The organism is Mesorhizobium sp. LSJC269B00 (genome assembly GCF_000502815.1).
Lineage (GTDB): Bacteria > Pseudomonadota > Alphaproteobacteria > Rhizobiales > Rhizobiaceae > Mesorhizobium.
This window is the reverse complement of sequence record NZ_AYVN01000009.1, coordinates 135,294-151,215: the sequence shown is the minus strand read 5'-3', so window position 1 is coordinate 151,215 and position 15,922 is coordinate 135,294. Positions and strand designations below refer to the sequence as shown.

The 15,922-nt window shown below is 63.5% G+C and carries 13 protein-coding genes; 11 read left to right on the top strand and 2 right to left on the bottom strand.

The genetic code is table 11. The annotated features are described in order from the left end of the window. Positions 1 to 113 precede the first annotated feature (113 nt). Positions 114 to 1,019 (bottom strand): branched-chain amino acid ABC transporter permease, encoded by a 906-nt coding sequence (locus tag X771_RS144085; protein ID WP_023689233.1) that lies wholly within the window; start codon positions 1,017 to 1,019, stop codon positions 114 to 116. 89 nt (positions 1,020 to 1,108) lie between these two features. Here X771_RS144085 and X771_RS144090 point away from each other — a divergent pair, with 89 nt between their 5' ends. The 10 genes from X771_RS144090 to X771_RS144130 all read left to right on the top strand — a co-directional run bounded on the left by X771_RS144090 (position 1,109) and on the right by X771_RS144130 (position 13,126). Then, on the top strand, positions 1,109 to 1,720 hold the full coding sequence (locus tag X771_RS144090; protein ID WP_023689232.1) for a CGNR zinc finger domain-containing protein: 612 nt from the start codon (positions 1,109 to 1,111) through the stop codon (positions 1,718 to 1,720). Then, positions 1,701 to 2,243 (top strand): hypothetical protein, encoded by a 543-nt coding sequence (locus X771_RS144095; RefSeq protein WP_031197797.1) that lies wholly within the window; start codon positions 1,701 to 1,703, stop codon positions 2,241 to 2,243. The genes X771_RS144090 and X771_RS144095 overlap by 20 nt, the downstream gene beginning before the upstream one ends. A gap of 221 nt (positions 2,244 to 2,464) precedes the next feature. After that, the gene (locus X771_RS144100) at positions 2,465 to 5,935 is read left to right on the top strand and encodes an indolepyruvate ferredoxin oxidoreductase family protein (RefSeq protein ID WP_023689231.1); all 3,471 of its coding nucleotides are present in this window, start codon (positions 2,465 to 2,467) and stop codon (positions 5,933 to 5,935) included. Between the two features lie 91 nt (positions 5,936 to 6,026). Continuing rightward, positions 6,027 to 8,342, top strand: coding sequence for an EAL domain-containing protein (locus X771_RS144105; RefSeq protein ID WP_023689230.1), 2,316 nt, complete (start codon positions 6,027 to 6,029; stop codon positions 8,340 to 8,342). Between the two features lie 167 nt (positions 8,343 to 8,509). Next, complete coding sequence (locus X771_RS144110; RefSeq protein WP_023683521.1) at positions 8,510 to 9,280, top strand: hypothetical protein; 771 nt, start codon at positions 8,510 to 8,512, stop codon at positions 9,278 to 9,280. Between the two features lie 99 nt (positions 9,281 to 9,379). Further along, positions 9,380 to 9,529, top strand: coding sequence for a DUF3096 domain-containing protein (locus X771_RS1000000167030; RefSeq protein WP_023671341.1), 150 nt, complete (start codon positions 9,380 to 9,382; stop codon positions 9,527 to 9,529). Between the two features lie 164 nt (positions 9,530 to 9,693). Next, positions 9,694 to 9,918, top strand: a complete 225-nt coding sequence (locus tag X771_RS144115; protein WP_023671340.1) for an aa3-type cytochrome c oxidase subunit IV — start codon at positions 9,694 to 9,696, stop codon at positions 9,916 to 9,918. A 101-nt stretch (positions 9,919 to 10,019) separates the two neighbouring features. Then, entirely contained in the window at positions 10,020 to 11,297 is a 1,278-nt protein-coding gene (locus X771_RS144120; RefSeq protein WP_023689229.1) for a Re/Si-specific NAD(P)(+) transhydrogenase subunit alpha, read from the top strand. After that, positions 11,294 to 11,722 carry a proton-translocating transhydrogenase family protein gene (locus X771_RS144125; protein WP_023671338.1) on the top strand — a complete coding sequence of 143 codons (429 nt, stop codon included), beginning with the start codon at positions 11,294 to 11,296 and terminating at the stop codon, positions 11,720 to 11,722. The genes X771_RS144120 and X771_RS144125 overlap by 4 nt, the downstream gene beginning before the upstream one ends. A gap of 6 nt (positions 11,723 to 11,728) precedes the next feature. Continuing rightward, on the top strand, positions 11,729 to 13,126 hold the full coding sequence (locus tag X771_RS144130) for an NAD(P)(+) transhydrogenase (Re/Si-specific) subunit beta (protein WP_023689228.1): 1,398 nt from the start codon (positions 11,729 to 11,731) through the stop codon (positions 13,124 to 13,126). A gap of 91 nt (positions 13,127 to 13,217) precedes the next feature. On the opposite strand, the gene X771_RS144135 is transcribed toward X771_RS144130, so the two are convergent. Beyond that, on the bottom strand, positions 13,218 to 14,135 hold the full coding sequence (locus tag X771_RS144135; protein WP_023689227.1) for a membrane protein: 918 nt from the start codon (positions 14,133 to 14,135) through the stop codon (positions 13,218 to 13,220). A 332-nt stretch (positions 14,136 to 14,467) separates the two neighbouring features. On the opposite strand from X771_RS144135, the gene X771_RS144140 reads away from it, so the two are divergent. Then, positions 14,468 to 15,913: a hypothetical protein gene (locus tag X771_RS144140; RefSeq protein WP_031202906.1), complete on the top strand. Its 1,446-nt coding sequence runs from the start codon at positions 14,468 to 14,470 to the stop codon at positions 15,911 to 15,913. Positions 15,914 to 15,922 lie beyond the last annotated feature (9 nt).

The window sequence follows — 15,922 nt, the reverse complement described above, 5'->3', positions numbered from 1 at the left end:
TCGGCGGGTCAACATGGCATGGGCGCGATCAACGCCGTCGTGACGGGAGGCAGGGGATAAGTGCCGACCGGCTGCTGCGTCATGCAACCAAAGTCTGACAGCGGATGCGGCGATCAGGCGATCTTCTGCTGGTCGCGGCCGGGACCGATCAGCACAAGTGCCGCGACCAGGAACAGATACATCCAGCCATCGCGCCATTCGATCGGGAAATAGCCGGCCCATAGCGACTCCGTCATGCCGAAGGCGGCCGCACCGAGCGCGGCCCGAGGCGGAGAGAGATAGCCGCCCACCGCCGTCACGAACAGGATTTTCAGCCCGTAGACGAGGCCGGAGCCGAAGCTGACATTGCCGTAGTAAAGGGCGGCCATGATTCCGGCCAGCGCGGCGCAGAAACCGCCGAACAGCACCGCATGCCGGAACACTGCGCGCACGTCCACGCCGCACATGGCAGCCGCTTTGGGGTCGTCGGAGACGGCGCGCCAACGGCGACCGAAGCCCGAGCGGGCAAACGCCCATGCAGCGAGCATGATGGCCGCCAGAACCACCGCGCAATCGATGAGCTGGATCAGCGTCAGCGTCGCCTGGAAGCCGGCATCCTGAGCGAAGACAATGGGTTGCGCCAGGATCGGCGGCAGCCACCAATCATGCGTGTCGGCGGCGATACGGCTTGCTTCCGACAGCACCAGCAGGATGCCGAGCGTCGTCACCACAATGGCATTGGGCGTGCGGTCGGCCAGCGGTTCGAAGACGCTGCGCGACAGCACGTGGCCGATCAGCGCGGCATAAAGGAAAGCCGTGACGACGCCGAGCACCACTGCCGCCAGCAAGGTCAGCCACAATACCTGATAGCCGAAGGCCACGGTCAGGATCATCGTCTGGCCGCAAAAGGCGAACAGCGCGCCATAGGCGAGATTGGTCCGGTGCAGGATGCCGTTGGTCAGCACGTAGCCGAAGGCAAGCAGCGCATAGAGCGCGCCGGAATGCAGCCCGTTCAGCACCTGCTGGAAGAAATAGAGCATAGACAGCTTTCCGGGCGCCGGAGCCCGCGCCAAGGTTTGCATCGTAGAATCTAACTTGTCAAATGCGTTTTATGGGTTAGATTTCTGATATGACAGTATCTTGGACCCCACATCGCTTCACCGGCGGCATTCTTGCGCTCGATACGGCCAACACCGTGGTGTTGCGCAACGATCCGGAAAAGACCTTCGACCGTTTTGACGATCCGGCCGAGATCGCGCGCTTCGCCGATGCCGCAAGCGGCTTTCGCGGTGCCGAGCTTGGCGGCAGACCGCTGGAGGCGACCTCGCCGGACAGGATCGCCCCGGTGGTGCTGGCGATCCGCGAGACGACCGACTGCCTGTTTCGCGGCGCGGTGTCGAAAGGTGCGCTTGCCGCCGGCGACCTCGCCGCTTTTCTCAAGGCCTGCGCCAACGGCCTCGACCGGAGCCTGGCCGAAATCGGCGCACCGGGTAGACCGTTCGGCGACCCATCGACGCCGATCGCGTTCGAGGCGGCGCTGGCGGTTTCGGCCTTGTCGCTGCTGCGCGACGACACGGTCGCCAGGCTCAGGATCTGTCCCAATTGCAGCTGGCTGTTCTTCGACAGGAGCCGCAATTCCAGCCGCCTTTGGTGCGATATGGCTGTGTGCGGCAACCGCCAGAAAGCAAGCCGTCACTATCGCCGCCGCCGCACGGCGCCCCATGAGGTCAACAATGCCTAGGGTTGTTTTTCGTTCGATCCTTGTCGGTGCTGCGCTCATTGCAGCCGTTGCGCTTGGCGCCTGCCGCGACACCGGCGGCGACGGCAAGCTGTTCGAGGTTTCCGGCAAGGTCGTCGTCTTCAATTACCGCCTCGCCCGGGCGACCTATGTCGTGACGCTGCGGCCCCTGCAGCCGATGGGCGAAGGCCAGGTTGCGGTCGCCAGCTTCCAGAATCCGGCTGGCGGTCCTCCCCTGGTGATCGAGCAGAAGGTCTGGCCGAAGCTCGACAAGGTCAGCCTGGAAAGCCCGGCGCTGACCTGTATCGTCAAGGACAAGCCCTATGCGATTTCGATCAGCATCAGGGGTCCTGACGGCACGTTCCTGCAGAAGATCGACACGACGCTGATGTCGAGCGAGGACCAGTCGATCCTTCCCGACCGGCCGCTGGTGGTCGACCAGCTCTATACGGCCAATCCCGATCTTGCCGGCCATCCCGACGGCAAGCTGCCGGGTGAGCCGAAGCCGGATTGCTCGAAAGGCTGACGCGTCTTAGCCCGGCGCGACTGCGTGGAAATTTCTGGTCGCCGGACAACCGCCGCGGACCGATTTCGTGCCGAATACGCGACGGCAGCGGATCGTTCGTTGCGCTTTGCCTGGCACTTTCGATTTCGTTTGACCTGCCTTGCAAGCGGAGAAAGACTGCGCCATCTCACTCCTACGTTGGCTGCGCGCCCCCGGTGCTGTCTCCGCAGAGGAAATGCCTGATGACGCTGCACGACGTCGCGCTCGACGACAAGTTCGATCTTGGTAAGGAGCGCATCTTCCTGTCCGGCGCACAGGCGGTCATCCGCATGCTTTTGATGCAACGCGAGCGCGACCGCCGGGCCGGCCTCAACACGGCCGGCTTCGTGTCCGGTTATCGCGGCTCGCCGCTCGGCGGCCTCGATATGCAGCTGTGGCGGGCGAAAAAGCAGCTGGCGCAGGCCGACATCGTTTTCCAGCCCGGCCTCAACGAGGAGCTTGCCGCCACCGCCTGCTGGGGCTCTCAGCAGACGGAATTAATGGGCGAAGGCAAGCATGACGGGGTGTTTTCGGTCTGGTACGGCAAGGGACCGGGCGTCGACCGCTCCGGCGACGTTTTCCGCCACGCCAACCTCGCGGGATCGTCGAAGCATGGCGGCGTGCTTGCGCTGATGGGCGACGACCATATGGCCGAATCATCGACCAATGCGCACGCCACCGAATTCCTGTTCGTCGACACCATGGTGCCGATCCTCAACCCGGCCGGCGTTCAGGAGATCATCGACTACGGCCTCTACGGCTTTGCCATGTCGCGCTTCGCCGGCACCTGGGCGGCTATCAAATGCGTCAAGGACAACATCGAATCCACGGCCTCCGTCGATGCCGCGCTCGAGCGCCTGAACATCGTCGTGCCGGAGTTCGATATGCCGCCCGGCGGCCTCAACATCCGCGATGAGATCGACATGCTCGGCCAGGAGGAGCGGCTGCATGAATACAAGCGCGCCGCTGCATCCGCCTTCATCCATGCCAACGGCCTGAACCGCATCGTCTATTCGGGCGGCCGGGCGCCGAAGCTCGGGATCATCACGCTCGGCAAGAGCTATCTCGATGTCCGCCAGGCGCTGGAAGACATCGGCGTCGACGAGGCCGCCGCCAACCGCATCGGCATCCGCCTGTTCAAGGTCGGCTGCCCCTGGCCGCTCGACCTGCAGCATATCGCCGAATTCGCCCGCGGCCTCGACACCATCGTCGTCGTCGAGGAGAAGCGCTCGCTGATCGAGGTGCAGCTGCGCGAAAACCTCTACGGCACCGCCACCCAGCCGGCGATCGTCGGCAAGAAGGACGAGCGCGGCGACTGGCTGTTCCCGGCCAAGGGCGCGCTCGACCCCAACGAGATCGCCATTGCGCTGGGCGAGCGCATCCTGCGCACAATCGGCCCTTCGGAAGAGATCACTGCCAAGGTGGCGAAGCTGCGCCAGTTCCAGGCGATGCTTGCCGACACCAGCGATATCGGTTCGCGCACGCCGTTCTTCTGCTCCGGCTGCCCGCACAATTCCTCGACCAAGGTGCCCGACGGCTCGATCGCCGCCGCCGGTATCGGCTGCCATTTCATGGCGCTGTGGATGGACCGCAACACGGTCGGCTTCACCGCCATGGGCGGCGAGGGCGCACAATGGGTCGGCCAGGCGCCATTCTCCAAGCGCGGCCACATTTTCCAGAATCTCGGCGACGGGACCTACAATCACTCCGGCACGCTGGCGATCCGCTTCGCGCTGTCGACCGATGCCAACATCACCTACAAGATCCTCTACAACGACGCCGTCGCCATGACCGGCGGCCAGCCGCATGAAGGCGGCCTGACTGTCGACATGATCGCCAGGCAGGTGCGCGCCGAAGGCGTCGAGCGCATCGCCATCGTCACCGACGAGCCGGGCAAATATGCAGGAAAGGCCGAATTCCCCTCCGGCGCCACCATCCACCACCGCGACGACCTCGACCTCGTCCAGCGCGAGCTGCGCGACGTCAAGGGCGTCTCGGTGCTGCTCTACGACCAGACCTGCGCCGCCGAAAAGCGCCGCCGCCGCAAGCGCGGCACCTTCCCGGATCCCGACAAGCGGGTCTTCATCAACGAACTGGTCTGCGAGGGCTGCGGCGATTGCGGGGTGCAATCGAACTGCGTCTCGATCCAGCCGGTCGAAACCGAGTTCGGCCGCAAGCGCAGAATAGACCAGTCGAGCTGCAACAAGGACTTCTCCTGCGTCAACGGCTTCTGCCCGTCCTTCGTCACCGTGCACGGCGCCAAGATCAGGAAGGCCGAAGGCATTGCCGGGCGCTCCGACCCGCTTGACGGCGTGCCGGTGCCAGCCGAATTCCCGCTCGGTAGCGAGGGTTGGGCGGCGATCATCGACGGCGTCGGCGGCACCGGCGTCGTCACCATAGGTGCTGTGCTCGGTATGGCCGCCCATCTCGAGGACAAGGGCTGCGGCATGATCGACATGGCCGGCCTCGCCCAGAAGGGCGGTTCGGTGTTCACCCATGTCCGCATCGCCCGCACGCCGGACGACATCCACGCGATCCGCGTTTCGGCCGGCAAGGCCGACCTGGTACTCGGCTGCGACCTTGTCGTGTCCGGCGCCAAGAAGGTGCTTGGCGCGGTGCGCGAAGGCCATACCATCTTCCTTGCCAACACTGCCGAGATCATGCCTGGCGAATTCGCCCGCTCGGCCGATTTCTCGCTGCCCATCGAGCGCCTGAAGAAGGCGATCCGCGCTGCCGCCGGCGACGACAAGACGCATTTCTTCGACGCCACGCGCACCGCCACCCAATTGTTCGGCAATTCGCTCGGCGCCAACATGTTCATGCTCGGCTTCGCTTTCCAGCATGGCGGGCTGCCGCTGTCGGCGCAAGCCGTTGAAAAAGCAATCGAATTGAACGGCGAGGCGGTGGCGATGAACATCGCCGCCTTCCGCTGGGGCCGGCGCGCCGCGCATCAGCCGGAGTTTGTGCGCGGCCTGGTCGCCCAGCCGGGCAAGGCCACTGAGATCGCCAAGACGCTGGACGATATCATCGCCCGCCGCGTCGCTTTCCTCTCTGCCTATCAGAATGCCGCCTATGGCAGGCGCTACGCCGAGAAGCTGGCGGTTTTGCGTGCTGCCGAGGCCAAGGCCGTGCCTGGCTCGACCGCGGTGACCGAGGCCGCCGCCAGAAACCTGTTAAGGCTGATGGCGATCAAGGACGAATATGAGGTGGCGCGGCTCTACACCGACGGCTCCTTCGCTATGGAGCTCTCAAAACAATTCCAGAGCTACGACAAACTTGAATTTCATCTGGCGCCACCGATCATGGGCAGGCGCGGCAATGACGGCAAGCCGAGGAAATCGAGCTTCGGCCCGTGGATGATGAAGGGATTTCGCCTGCTGGCGGCGCTGAAAGGCCTGCGCGGCACGGCCTTCGACGTGTTCGGCTACAGCACTGAGCGGCGCATCGAGCGGCAGCTTCTGGCCCGCTATGAGGCCGATCTGGAGCTTGTCGCCAAGGCACTTGCGCCAGGCAGGATCGAGGCCGCCATCGCCCTTGCCTCGGTGCCGGCGCTCATTCGCGGCTACGGCCATGTGAGGCAGGCCAGCGCCGAAAAGGCGGCGGATGAACGAAATCGCCTTCTTGAACGATTCAAGTTGCCGGTGCAGCCAAGCGCATTACAAGCCGCTGAGTAGCCAAAAGCGCCGGAAAAACAGGCCCTTCAGCGCGAGCTAAAGGTTTTTTAATGGGACTATGCCAAGGCTGTGGTTCAGTTGGGCGCCAGTAATGGGCAGAACAAAGACCGATAACATCCCTGTGGATGTTTATATCCAGTTTGTGCGCTCGTTGTTCGACAACGCGCATATGCTGGTCATTGGCGCGCTTTGCCACGCAACCGCCAGCCTTATGGTCTATTGGCGCAACGGCCAGCCTGTCTTCCTGGTTCTTGCCGGAGCACTGCTTGGCATCGGCGTTTGGCGGTATTTCAGCTTGCGGCGGTTCCATCGCCTGGGTGGTTCCATCCACGATGCCTTGGATGCGACACGATGGGAGCGCGAATATATCCTGAACGGCAGCATCCAGGGGCTGATGCTGGGCCTGTTCTGCTTCATTTCGATCTATGTCTACTCGGATGCGTATGCCGAGATCGCAGCGCTCGCCATAACGCTTGGCTCTCTGGTCACGGTCGTAGGCCGAAACTACGGCTCGCCCCGCATGGTCACGATCTTCGCGGTAACCTTCGTCGGGCCGATCGCAGCAGCCCTTATCCTCAGGTTTGACATCCCCAGTGTCGTGCTTGGGCTGCTCATCATCCCGTTCATGTTCATCATCAAGGGCAGTGCCGACCATGTGCGCAACGTGCTGTTCTCGGCCGTGGTCGGGCATAAGCAGGCGAGGCAAATCGCGCAGCGCTTCAACCGCGCACTCAACACCATGTCGCATGGCCTGGTCATGCTCGGACCCGACGGCAAGGTCGTGGTCGGCAATGCCGAAGCAGCGCATCTGATGTCGCTGCGCTCGCCCGACCAGCTGCTCGGGCGGTCGATCCATTCGCTGCTCCTGCGCGGCGTTGCGGGCGGCATGCTGGCGCCGAAAGACTGCCGCTATGTCGAAGCGCAGCTGACGCGCGCGTTGCGCGAAGGCCGTGACCGCAAGGTGCTGGTCTCCTTCTCCAATGGCCAGCACTACGAGTTCTCGGCCCGCGAGGGCAATCAGGACCTCGGCGTCATCACCTTCGAGGACGTCACCGCCCGCGTCGAGTCCGAAGAAAAGATCCGCTTCATGGCGCGCTATGACAGCCTCACCGGCCTGCCGAACCGCGCCTATTTCCATGAGCTCGTCGGCGAGGCCATGGCGTCGGGCAGCCGCGACCGGCTGTGCGCGCTGGCGGTGCTCGATCTAGACGATTTCAAGAGCGTCAACGACACACTTGGCCATCCGGTCGGCGATGGGCTGATCTATGCCGTTGCCGAGCGACTGGCGGCCGTCGCCGGGCAAGGCGTCAATGTCAGCCGTTTCGGCGGCGACGAGTTCATGATCTTCTTCGACCGCGTCGAGGATGAAAGCCATCTGACGGGCCTGCTCGACCAGATCTTTGCCGATCTGCAGGGCGAAGTCGATGTCGCTGGTCACAGCCTGCGCATCCAGGCAAGCGCGGGCGCCGTGCTGTCCAGGGTCGAGGACACCGATGTCGACGCCATGATCGTCAAGGCCGATCTGGCGCTCTACAAGGCCAAGGAACTCGGCAAGAACAACTGGCGACTCTTCGAGGCGGCGATGGATGCGGCGTTCCGCAACCGCCAGATGATGAAGGCCGACCTGCGCACGGCTGTGGAAGGCAAGGCCTTGCGGGTGGTCTATCAGCCCATCGTGGCGATGAACACCATGCGCATCGCCAGCTGCGAGGCGCTGTGCCGCTGGGATCATCCCGACCTCGGGCCGGTTTCGCCCAGCGTCTTCATTCCGCTGGCCGAAGAAATGGGCATCATTTCCGAGATCAGCACCTTCGTGCTCGCGGCGGCCTGCGCCGAATGCGCCAAATGGCCCGCACAGACCAGCGTCTCGGTCAACCTTTCGGCCAAGGATTTCCGCAGCCGCGACGTCGTCCAGAAGGTTCGCGACGCGCTTGCCACTTCGGGGCTCGCCGCTGGCCGCCTCGAGATCGAAGTCACCGAAACCGCGCTGCTCGACGACAAATCGCTGACGCGCCAGTATATCGAGGAACTGAAGCAGGTTGGCGTGCGCATCGCGCTCGACGATTTCGGCACCGGCTATTCAAGCCTGAGCTACCTCCACAAGCTGCCGCTAGACAAGATCAAGATCGACCGTTCGTTCCTGATGGACGTGACCCAGAACAAGCGTTCGCTCGACTTGTTGAAGGGCATCGTCGACCTGACCCGCGTGCTCGGGCTGACCGTCACCATCGAAGGTGTGGAAACGTTCGAACAGCTGAAGATCCTGGTGCATTCGGTGAAACCCGACCTCGTCCAGGGCTTCCTCTTCGGCGCAGCTCTCAGCGCGTCCGGCATCGAAACGATGTCCAATGTGACCTGGCCCTTCGCCGCGGAATTGCGGCCCGTCGCCAAACTCGCGACCACATGAAGCCCAACCTTTAAATCGCGCTTGAAAGCCGTCAAAAAAGCTGTGTATTGCCAAAACGTTAACCTATTGTTAACGTTAATATTCGGTAAACACAGACGATTAGAGTTTCATCTTCTTGTTCATTCGGTCGTCCGGTATGGTTTAGTTGCGACGGCACGAGGGTAACAATGGAAACTCAGCTAGCAGGTATGCCTCTGGTGGCTTCTAGGGCCACCGCTCAGTCTCCTTCGGTGTTTTCTCGTCATATCATGGACGTCCTGGAGCACGTCGAGTATCGCCTTTGCGACGGTGCCGAGGATTTGGAAGCCATCTATCGACTTCGCTACAAATCCTACCTTCATGCTGGCATGGTGAAGCCCGATGCCTCGCGTATGGTAAAGGACGACTTCGACGATCTGCGCAATTCCTACCGATTTGGCGTGTTCTTCGATGGTGTTCTGGTCAGCACCATCAGAATCCACTACGCCTGCGCGAAATACCCTGTTTCCCCCAGCACCGCCGTGTTCGGCGACACGCTGGCGCGGCGGCTGGCAGTTGGCGAGACGTTCGTCGATCCAAGCCGTTTCGCTGCCGATATCGAGTGGTCGACCAGCCTGCGCGTGCTGCCCTACGTGACGCTCAGGCTTGCGGTCGTAGCTTGCAGCCACTTCAAACCGACATATTGCCTGACGGCGGTCAAGGAAGAGCATGCCGGCTTCTATCATCGCATCTTCCGTTCCGAGCAGGCGGTGCCCCCGCGCATCTATCCCGGTCTCACCGTTCCCGTGCATCTGTTCCAGTCGAAGTGCTCCGAAAACATGCAGGCGACGCTGGATCGCTTCCCGTTCTTCAACTCCACGGCGTTCGAGCAGCGCATGCTCTTCCAACGCCCCAAGAGCGGCGAACTCGCACCGCTAACCATCCTGCCCACCGCCAAGTTTTTCCGCGAAGCCGCCTGACACCACTGAAGCCTGCGTAATTTGGCACGCGAACTCTGGAGCTTTCCCGCCGCTTCCGCGTTCTGGACGACGCCGACGCGGCCATAGAAAGGAACCGACATGCATATTCCCGAGCTAGCACTGACCCCGCTGATCTCGCTGATTGCCGGCGTGCTGATCCTGGTGATGCCGCGGCTGCTCAACTACATCGTCGCGCTCTATCTGATCGTCATTGGGCTGCTCGGGCTGTTTCCGCATCTAGCCGGTTGAAACGCAAAACCCTCAACGTTCGACGTTAGGCCGGCGACAAGCCCTATCGCCGGCTTTCAACATTCCTTTGAGGCTGTTGTCACTGGTCGTGCGGCAATAGCGCCATTGCTCTTGGCCCGGCTTTTCGCTATGTGCCTCAAAGATGTCTTCGAAGGGGTATTCCTATGGCTGATCACACGCCGACCGGTCCTGTCGAACTGGGCGCGAAGATGGACTATGCCGAACATGACCGCACCTATCATGGCTTTCTGGCGCTGGCCAAATACGGCTCGCTGTTCTGCGGCGCCCTGCTCCTGGCCATGGCTTTCGGCTTCTTCGCAGGCGGCTTCTTCTCCGCGACCATCCTGTTCGTGCTGATCCTCGCCCTCGGCGCCTTCATTCTCCGATAGTCTCTTCAGACCCTTGCCAGGGGCGTAGCCGGACATCCGGCCGCACTCTTTCGCAAAGCCGCACTCTTGCGCAAACAGGTTCCAGCCGAAAGGATCATGCGGTGGGACAGACGGTTTTCATCCCTCGCGAGCTCGATGCCAGCGAGCCTCGTGTCGCGGCCTCGCCCGATACCGTGAAGCGGCTGGCGGCGCTGGGCTTCGACGTCACCGTCGAGACGGGCGCCGGCACCAGGTCGCGCATTCCCGATGAGGAGTTCGCCAAGGCGGGCGCCGCGATCGGCAAGGCTTCGGATGCGAGCCGGGCGGATGTGGTGCTGAAGGTGCGCCGGCCGACCGACGCCGAGCTGAAGGGCTACAAATCGGGTGCGGCGGTCATCGCCATCATGGATCCCTACGGCAATGATGCCGCGGTCGCGGCGCTTGCCGAGGCTGGGGTCACCGCCTTCTCGATGGAATTCATGCCGCGCATCACCCGCGCCCAGTCGATGGACGTGCTGTCGTCGCAGGCCAATCTCGCCGGCTACCAGGCCGTGATCGACGGCGCATCGGAGTATGACCGCGCGCTGCCGATGATGATGACGGCGGCCGGCACCGTGCCGGCGGCGAAGATCTTCATCATGGGCGTCGGCGTTGCCGGCCTGCAGGCGATCGCCACGGCGCGCCGTCTCGGCGCCGTCGTCACCGCCACCGACGTTCGTCCCGCCGCCAAGGAACAGGTGGCGTCGCTCGGCGCAAAGTTCCTCGCCGTCGAGGACGAGGAGTTCAAGGCGGCCGAGACCGCCGGCGGCTACGCCAAGGAAATGTCGAAGGAGTACCAGGCCAAGCAGGCAGCGCTCACCGCTGAGCACATCGCCAAGCAGGACATCGTCATCACCACGGCGCTGATCCCCGGCCGTCCGGCGCCGAAGCTGGTGTCGGCGGCGATGGTCGCCTCGATGAAGCCGGGCTCGGTGATCGTCGACCTCGCCGTCGAGCGCGGCGGCAATGTCGAAGGCGCAGTTGCAGGCCAGGTGGTGACCACGGCCAATGGCGTGAAAATCGTCGGCCACCTCAACGTGCCCGGCCGCGTCGCCGCATCGGCCTCGCTGCTCTACGCCAAGAACCTGTTCGCCTTCCTCGAGACGCTGGTCGACAAGACCAGCAAGACGCTCGCCATCAACCGCGAAGACGATCTGGTCAAGGCGACGATGCTGACCGACGCTGGCCGCGTGGTGCATCCGGCCTTCGCCAAGGCGGCGGAACAGCCCCATGTCGAACCGGCGGCCATTCCGGCCGAGACCATGGTGGCTGATGCCACGCCGAAGAAGGCTGCACAGAAAAAGGCGTCCGACAAAGCCACTGCCGGCAAGTCCGCCGCCAAGCCGAAGGGGATCGCGTGATGGATCAGACCTTGCAGAAAGCCCTCGATCAGCTCGACCAGGCAAGTGCCGCCGTCCGGCTGGCTGTGCAGAACCTGGCCAACGCGCCCGGTGGCGCCGATGCGGCGGGCGATGCCGCGCACGCACTGTCCGGCGGCGCCATCGATCCCTTCGTCTTCCGCTTCGCCATCTTCGTACTTGCGATATTCGTCGGATACTACGTCGTCTGGTCGGTGACGCCGGCGCTGCACACGCCGCTGATGGCGGTCACCAACGCCATCTCCTCGGTCATCGTCGTCGGCGCGCTGCTGGCCGTCGGCATCTCGGCCTCCGGCATTGCCACCGGCTTCGGCTTCGTCGCGCTGATGCTGGTCTCGGTCAACATCTTTGGCGGCTTCCTGGTCACCCAGCGCATGCTGGCCATGTACAAGAAGAAGGACCGGTAGAGAGCCATGAACGCCAACTTCGCGTCCTTCCTCTACCTCGTCTCCGGCGTCCTGTTCATCATGGCGCTGCGCGGCCTGTCGCATCCGACCACCAGCCGCCAAGGCAATCTCTACGGCATGATCGGCATGGGCATTGCCATTGCCACCACGCTGGCGCTGGCGACTCCGTCCGCCGGGCGCTTCGGCCTGATCGTGCTTGGTCTGGCCATCGGCGGCGGCGTCGGCGCCGTTACAGCGCGCCGCATCGCCATGACTTCGATGCCGCAGCTGGTCGCCGCCTTCCACTCGCTGGTCGGCCTTGCCGCCGTCATGGTGGCGGCAGCCGCCATCTACGCGCCGGAAAGTTTCGGCATCGGCACGAATGGCGACATCCACGCCCAGGCGCTGATCGAGATGAGCCTTGGCGTTGCCATCGGCGCCATCACTTTCACCGGCTCCGTCATCGCCTTCCTCAAGCTCGATGGCCGCATGTCGGGCAAGCCGATCATGATCGGCGGCCGTCACATCATCAACGCGGTCCTCGGCATCGCGCTGATCGTGCTGATCGTGCTTCTGGTCACCACCGAGGCCAAGCTGGTGTTCTGGCTGATCGTCGCGGCGTCGCTGGCGCTCGGCGTCCTCTTGATCATCCCGATCGGCGGCGCCGACATGCCGGTCGTCGTCTCGATGCTGAATTCTTATTCCGGCTGGGCCGCCGCGGCACTCGGCTTCACGCTTGGCAATCTGGCGTTGATCATCACCGGCGCGCTGGTCGGCTCGTCCGGCGCCATCCTGTCCTACATCATGTGCAAGGGCATGAACCGGTCGTTCATCTCGGTCATCCTCGGCGGCTTCGGCGGCGAGACCGCGGCGGTTGCCGATGACGGCATCGAACGCACGGTCAAACAGGGCTCGGCCGACGACGCCGCCTATCTGATGATGAACGCACAGAAGGTCATCATCGTGCCGGGCTACGGCATGGCGGTCGCCCAGGCCCAGCACGCGCTGCGCGAAATGACCGATAAGCTCAAGGCCAATGGCGTCGACGTCAAATACGCCATCCACCCCGTGGCAGGCCGCATGCCGGGCCACATGAACGTGCTGCTCGCCGAAGCCAATGTTCCCTATGACGAAGTGTTCGAACTGGAAGACATCAACTCCGAGTTCGCGCAGGCCGATGTTGCCTATGTCATCGGCGCCAACGATGTCACCAATCCGTCCGCCCGCGACGACAAGTCGTCGCCGATCTACGGTATGCCGATCCTCGACGTCGACAAGGCCCGCACCTGTCTCTTCGTCAAGCGCTCGCTCGGCTCGGGCTACGCCGGCATCGACAACACGCTGTTCTACAAGGACGGCACCATGATGCTGCTCGGCGACGCCAAGAAGATGACCGAGGAAATCGTCAAGGCCATGGATCACTGATCCCGCCGCAACCTTCCAGTGGAAGGTTGTCGGTCCATCATCGGAAACAAAAAAGCCCGGTTCGACCGGGCTTTTCGATGTTGAAGACCGGTTAGCGGCTGGTCAGGAAAACCGCTTCCTCGTCGTCCCGCTGCCTGCCGCCCAGTGCTGCCGCAGCGCTGGCGATGAAGGCGCCGATAACCAGCGACAGGGCGCCAAGCAGGGCGAAGGTGGCGCTGCCTTTCCGCGCGGCGTCGGCGGCCTGCTTGGCCTTGACCTTGGCGTCCTCGACCCTGGCCACCAAGGCGTCGACACGCGCCTTGGCGTCAGCCTCGGAAAGCCCGGTGCGGGCGGCGACCAGCTGCGACAGATAGGTCTTGTCGTCAGCCGAAATTTCGCCTGCCGCCGCACTGGCGATGAGGATGCGCGAAGCCTGCCCGGCCGCAGCCGCATCGCTGTCCGGATTGGCAGCCGCGAGCCTGGCGGCATCAGCCGGACGGAACAGCGTATCCACAAGATAGGACGTTGCATTGTCGGCCGGTGCGCTGCCGGCATTGGCGGACGCGCCGGCCGAAGCACCCATGGCGGCGCCTGAGGCAACAGTAGAAGCCGCCTGCACGCCTGAACCAAGCACTGCCGACAGCGCCGACCCGAGAATGCCGACGACCAGCAATGTCGCCAGCGCCCAGGCGAGGAGGCCGTGCGCGGTGTCACGGAAATAGACCTCGTCGGTGTGGATGCCGACCCATTTGGTGCGCAGGCGTCCGGCAAGATAGCCACCGACCCCGGAGGACAGCCATTGCACGATGATGAGCCAGATCGCGCCGGACACCGCGAAGGTGGTCAGCGAGGCACTGGCGCCGGACCATGGCGAGACCATGGTCAGCCCCAGTCCTGAGCCGAGCAGCATGAGGATGAAGGTCAGCGTCGAGGCCGCGAAGGCGCCGGCGATGATCGGCCCCCAGCTAACGGCCGTGGCGGAGGATTCTGTTGAAGCAGATACGTCGACAGCCGATACGGTGGACTGCATCGACGCCTCCTACCGTACGAACAGCATGATGAGAATGATGATCGGGATCGGAATACCGAGCAACCAGAGCAAAATACCGCGTCCCATAAAGAGCCTCCCTGCGAGAAATTGATCGATGTCGTCACAATGTTCCTGAGCGATTTCCGTTCCGAAGGGCAATGAAATGATTTGCTTGCCGGGAACGGAACTATTTTCCGCGCGGCCCGAGGCACGACTGCGAAACTGTGGATTGGTTCACGGAGTTCCACATGGGCTGCCGTGTATTGTTGGCTCGGTGAGCCGGGGGGTAGCATGAGCGATCCCGCCGTCGGATGTCGTCAACGGAGACGCTGATGCCCAGGACTGTCGCATCGCTGGCTTACAAAAAGGCGCAGCCCAGCCAGGCGGTGGTGATCGTGCACGGCATGGGCGAGCAGCGGCCGATGGGTACGCTGCGCGGCTTCGTCCAGGCGGTCTGGAGCAGCGACCCCACCCGTGCTCCGCCTTACGCCCGCATCCCTGATCCGGCCGTTCCAGGCGCCACGATCAACCAGAGCTGGATAACGCCAGACAGCCGGACCAGATCGCACGAGCTGCGCCGCATCACCACGCCCTACGACGTCGATAGCCGCCGCACCGATTTCTACGAGCTTTATTGGGCCGACATCACGCAAGGCACGACGCGCGGCCGGCTGGCCGCCTGGGTGACGAACCTGTTGTGGCGCAAGCCCGCCGACATTCCGCTCGACGCCCGCAAGCTTTACGTCGCCACACTTCTGATCGTTATCGTCATTCTGGGCGCAGCACTCGTGCTGGCAACATCGGTCTGGCAACAGGCCGTTACCTTGACGACCGGCCTGATGATCACCACCCTCGCTTCTTTTGTCATCTGGGCGGTGGATCAGTTCGCCCTGCCCTATTTCGGCGACGTCGCCGCTTATGTGCGCGCCGAGGCGGCGACGATCGAGAAGCGTGCGCTGATCCGCGACAGAGGCCTGACGTTGCTCAAGACGCTGATGAAGGACGATGCTTACGACCGCATCGTGCTGGTCTCGCACAGCCTTGGGTCGATCATCGCCTATGATTTGCTGCAGATCCTGTGGGCCGAGTTCCGGCCGCGAAGGCTGGAAGCGGTCCGCGACAAGGCCAAACTGGCGGCGGTCGAGGCCATCGACAAGGCAACGCTCGGCTCTGATGGGTCAGCGTGGCCAAACAATCTTGAAGACCTCGCCGGGTTCCGGCGCGGCCAATGGGCGCTCTACCAGCAGCTTCGGACCAAGGACGCCGACCACCCGCTGCCCTGGAAGATCAGCGATTTCGTCACGCTTGGCAGTCCGCTCTCCCACAGCGAATTCCTGGTGACCTACGATCTCGCGGAATTCAGGCGTGGCCTTGCCGAGCGCCTGTTCTCGGCCTGCCCGCCGATTGCCGATGACGGGCGCCCCGGCGGCACCGTGCTTTACCGGGAAGGACACAGCCAAGGCAAGGCGCAGCGCGCGGTGCATCATGGCGCGGTGTTTGCGGCAACGCGCTGGACGAACGTCTACGACCGCGGCAATGGCTGGGCGACAGGCGATCCGATTTCCGGTCCGATGACGGAAAACTTCGGCCCCGGTGTGGAGAACATCCAGATCGAGCTTCGCAGCTCACTTGGCCGTATCTTCACCCACACGCTTTATTGGTCATCGACGGCAAACGGCGTCGAAATCGCCCTGCCGGCGGGCACCGCGCCGCGCTCGCATCTGCAAGTGCTGCGCGACGCGGTGGACCTTGGTCGGAAGCTGGAGCCAAAGGCCTGACCCGGAGTG

Coding starts and splice junctions, on each gene's coding strand:
- X771_RS144085 (WP_023689233.1), bottom strand. CDS start 1,019: ATGCTCTATTTCTTCCAGCAGGTGCTGAACGGGCTGCATTCCGGCGCG.
- X771_RS144090 (WP_023689232.1), top strand. CDS start 1,109: ATGACAGTATCTTGGACCCCACATCGCTTCACCGGCGGCATTCTTGCG.
- X771_RS144095 (WP_031197797.1), top strand. CDS start 1,701: ATGAGGTCAACAATGCCTAGGGTTGTTTTTCGTTCGATCCTTGTCGGT.
- X771_RS144100 (WP_023689231.1), top strand. CDS start 2,465: ATGACGCTGCACGACGTCGCGCTCGACGACAAGTTCGATCTTGGTAAG.
- X771_RS144105 (WP_023689230.1), top strand. CDS start 6,027: ATGGGCAGAACAAAGACCGATAACATCCCTGTGGATGTTTATATCCAG.
- X771_RS144110 (WP_023683521.1), top strand. CDS start 8,510: ATGGAAACTCAGCTAGCAGGTATGCCTCTGGTGGCTTCTAGGGCCACC.
- X771_RS1000000167030 (WP_023671341.1), top strand. CDS start 9,380: ATGCATATTCCCGAGCTAGCACTGACCCCGCTGATCTCGCTGATTGCC.
- X771_RS144115 (WP_023671340.1), top strand. CDS start 9,694: ATGGCTGATCACACGCCGACCGGTCCTGTCGAACTGGGCGCGAAGATG.
- X771_RS144130 (WP_023689228.1), top strand. CDS start 11,729: ATGAACGCCAACTTCGCGTCCTTCCTCTACCTCGTCTCCGGCGTCCTG.
- X771_RS144135 (WP_023689227.1), bottom strand. CDS start 14,135: ATGCAGTCCACCGTATCGGCTGTCGACGTATCTGCTTCAACAGAATCC.
- X771_RS144140 (WP_031202906.1), top strand. CDS start 14,468: ATGCCCAGGACTGTCGCATCGCTGGCTTACAAAAAGGCGCAGCCCAGC.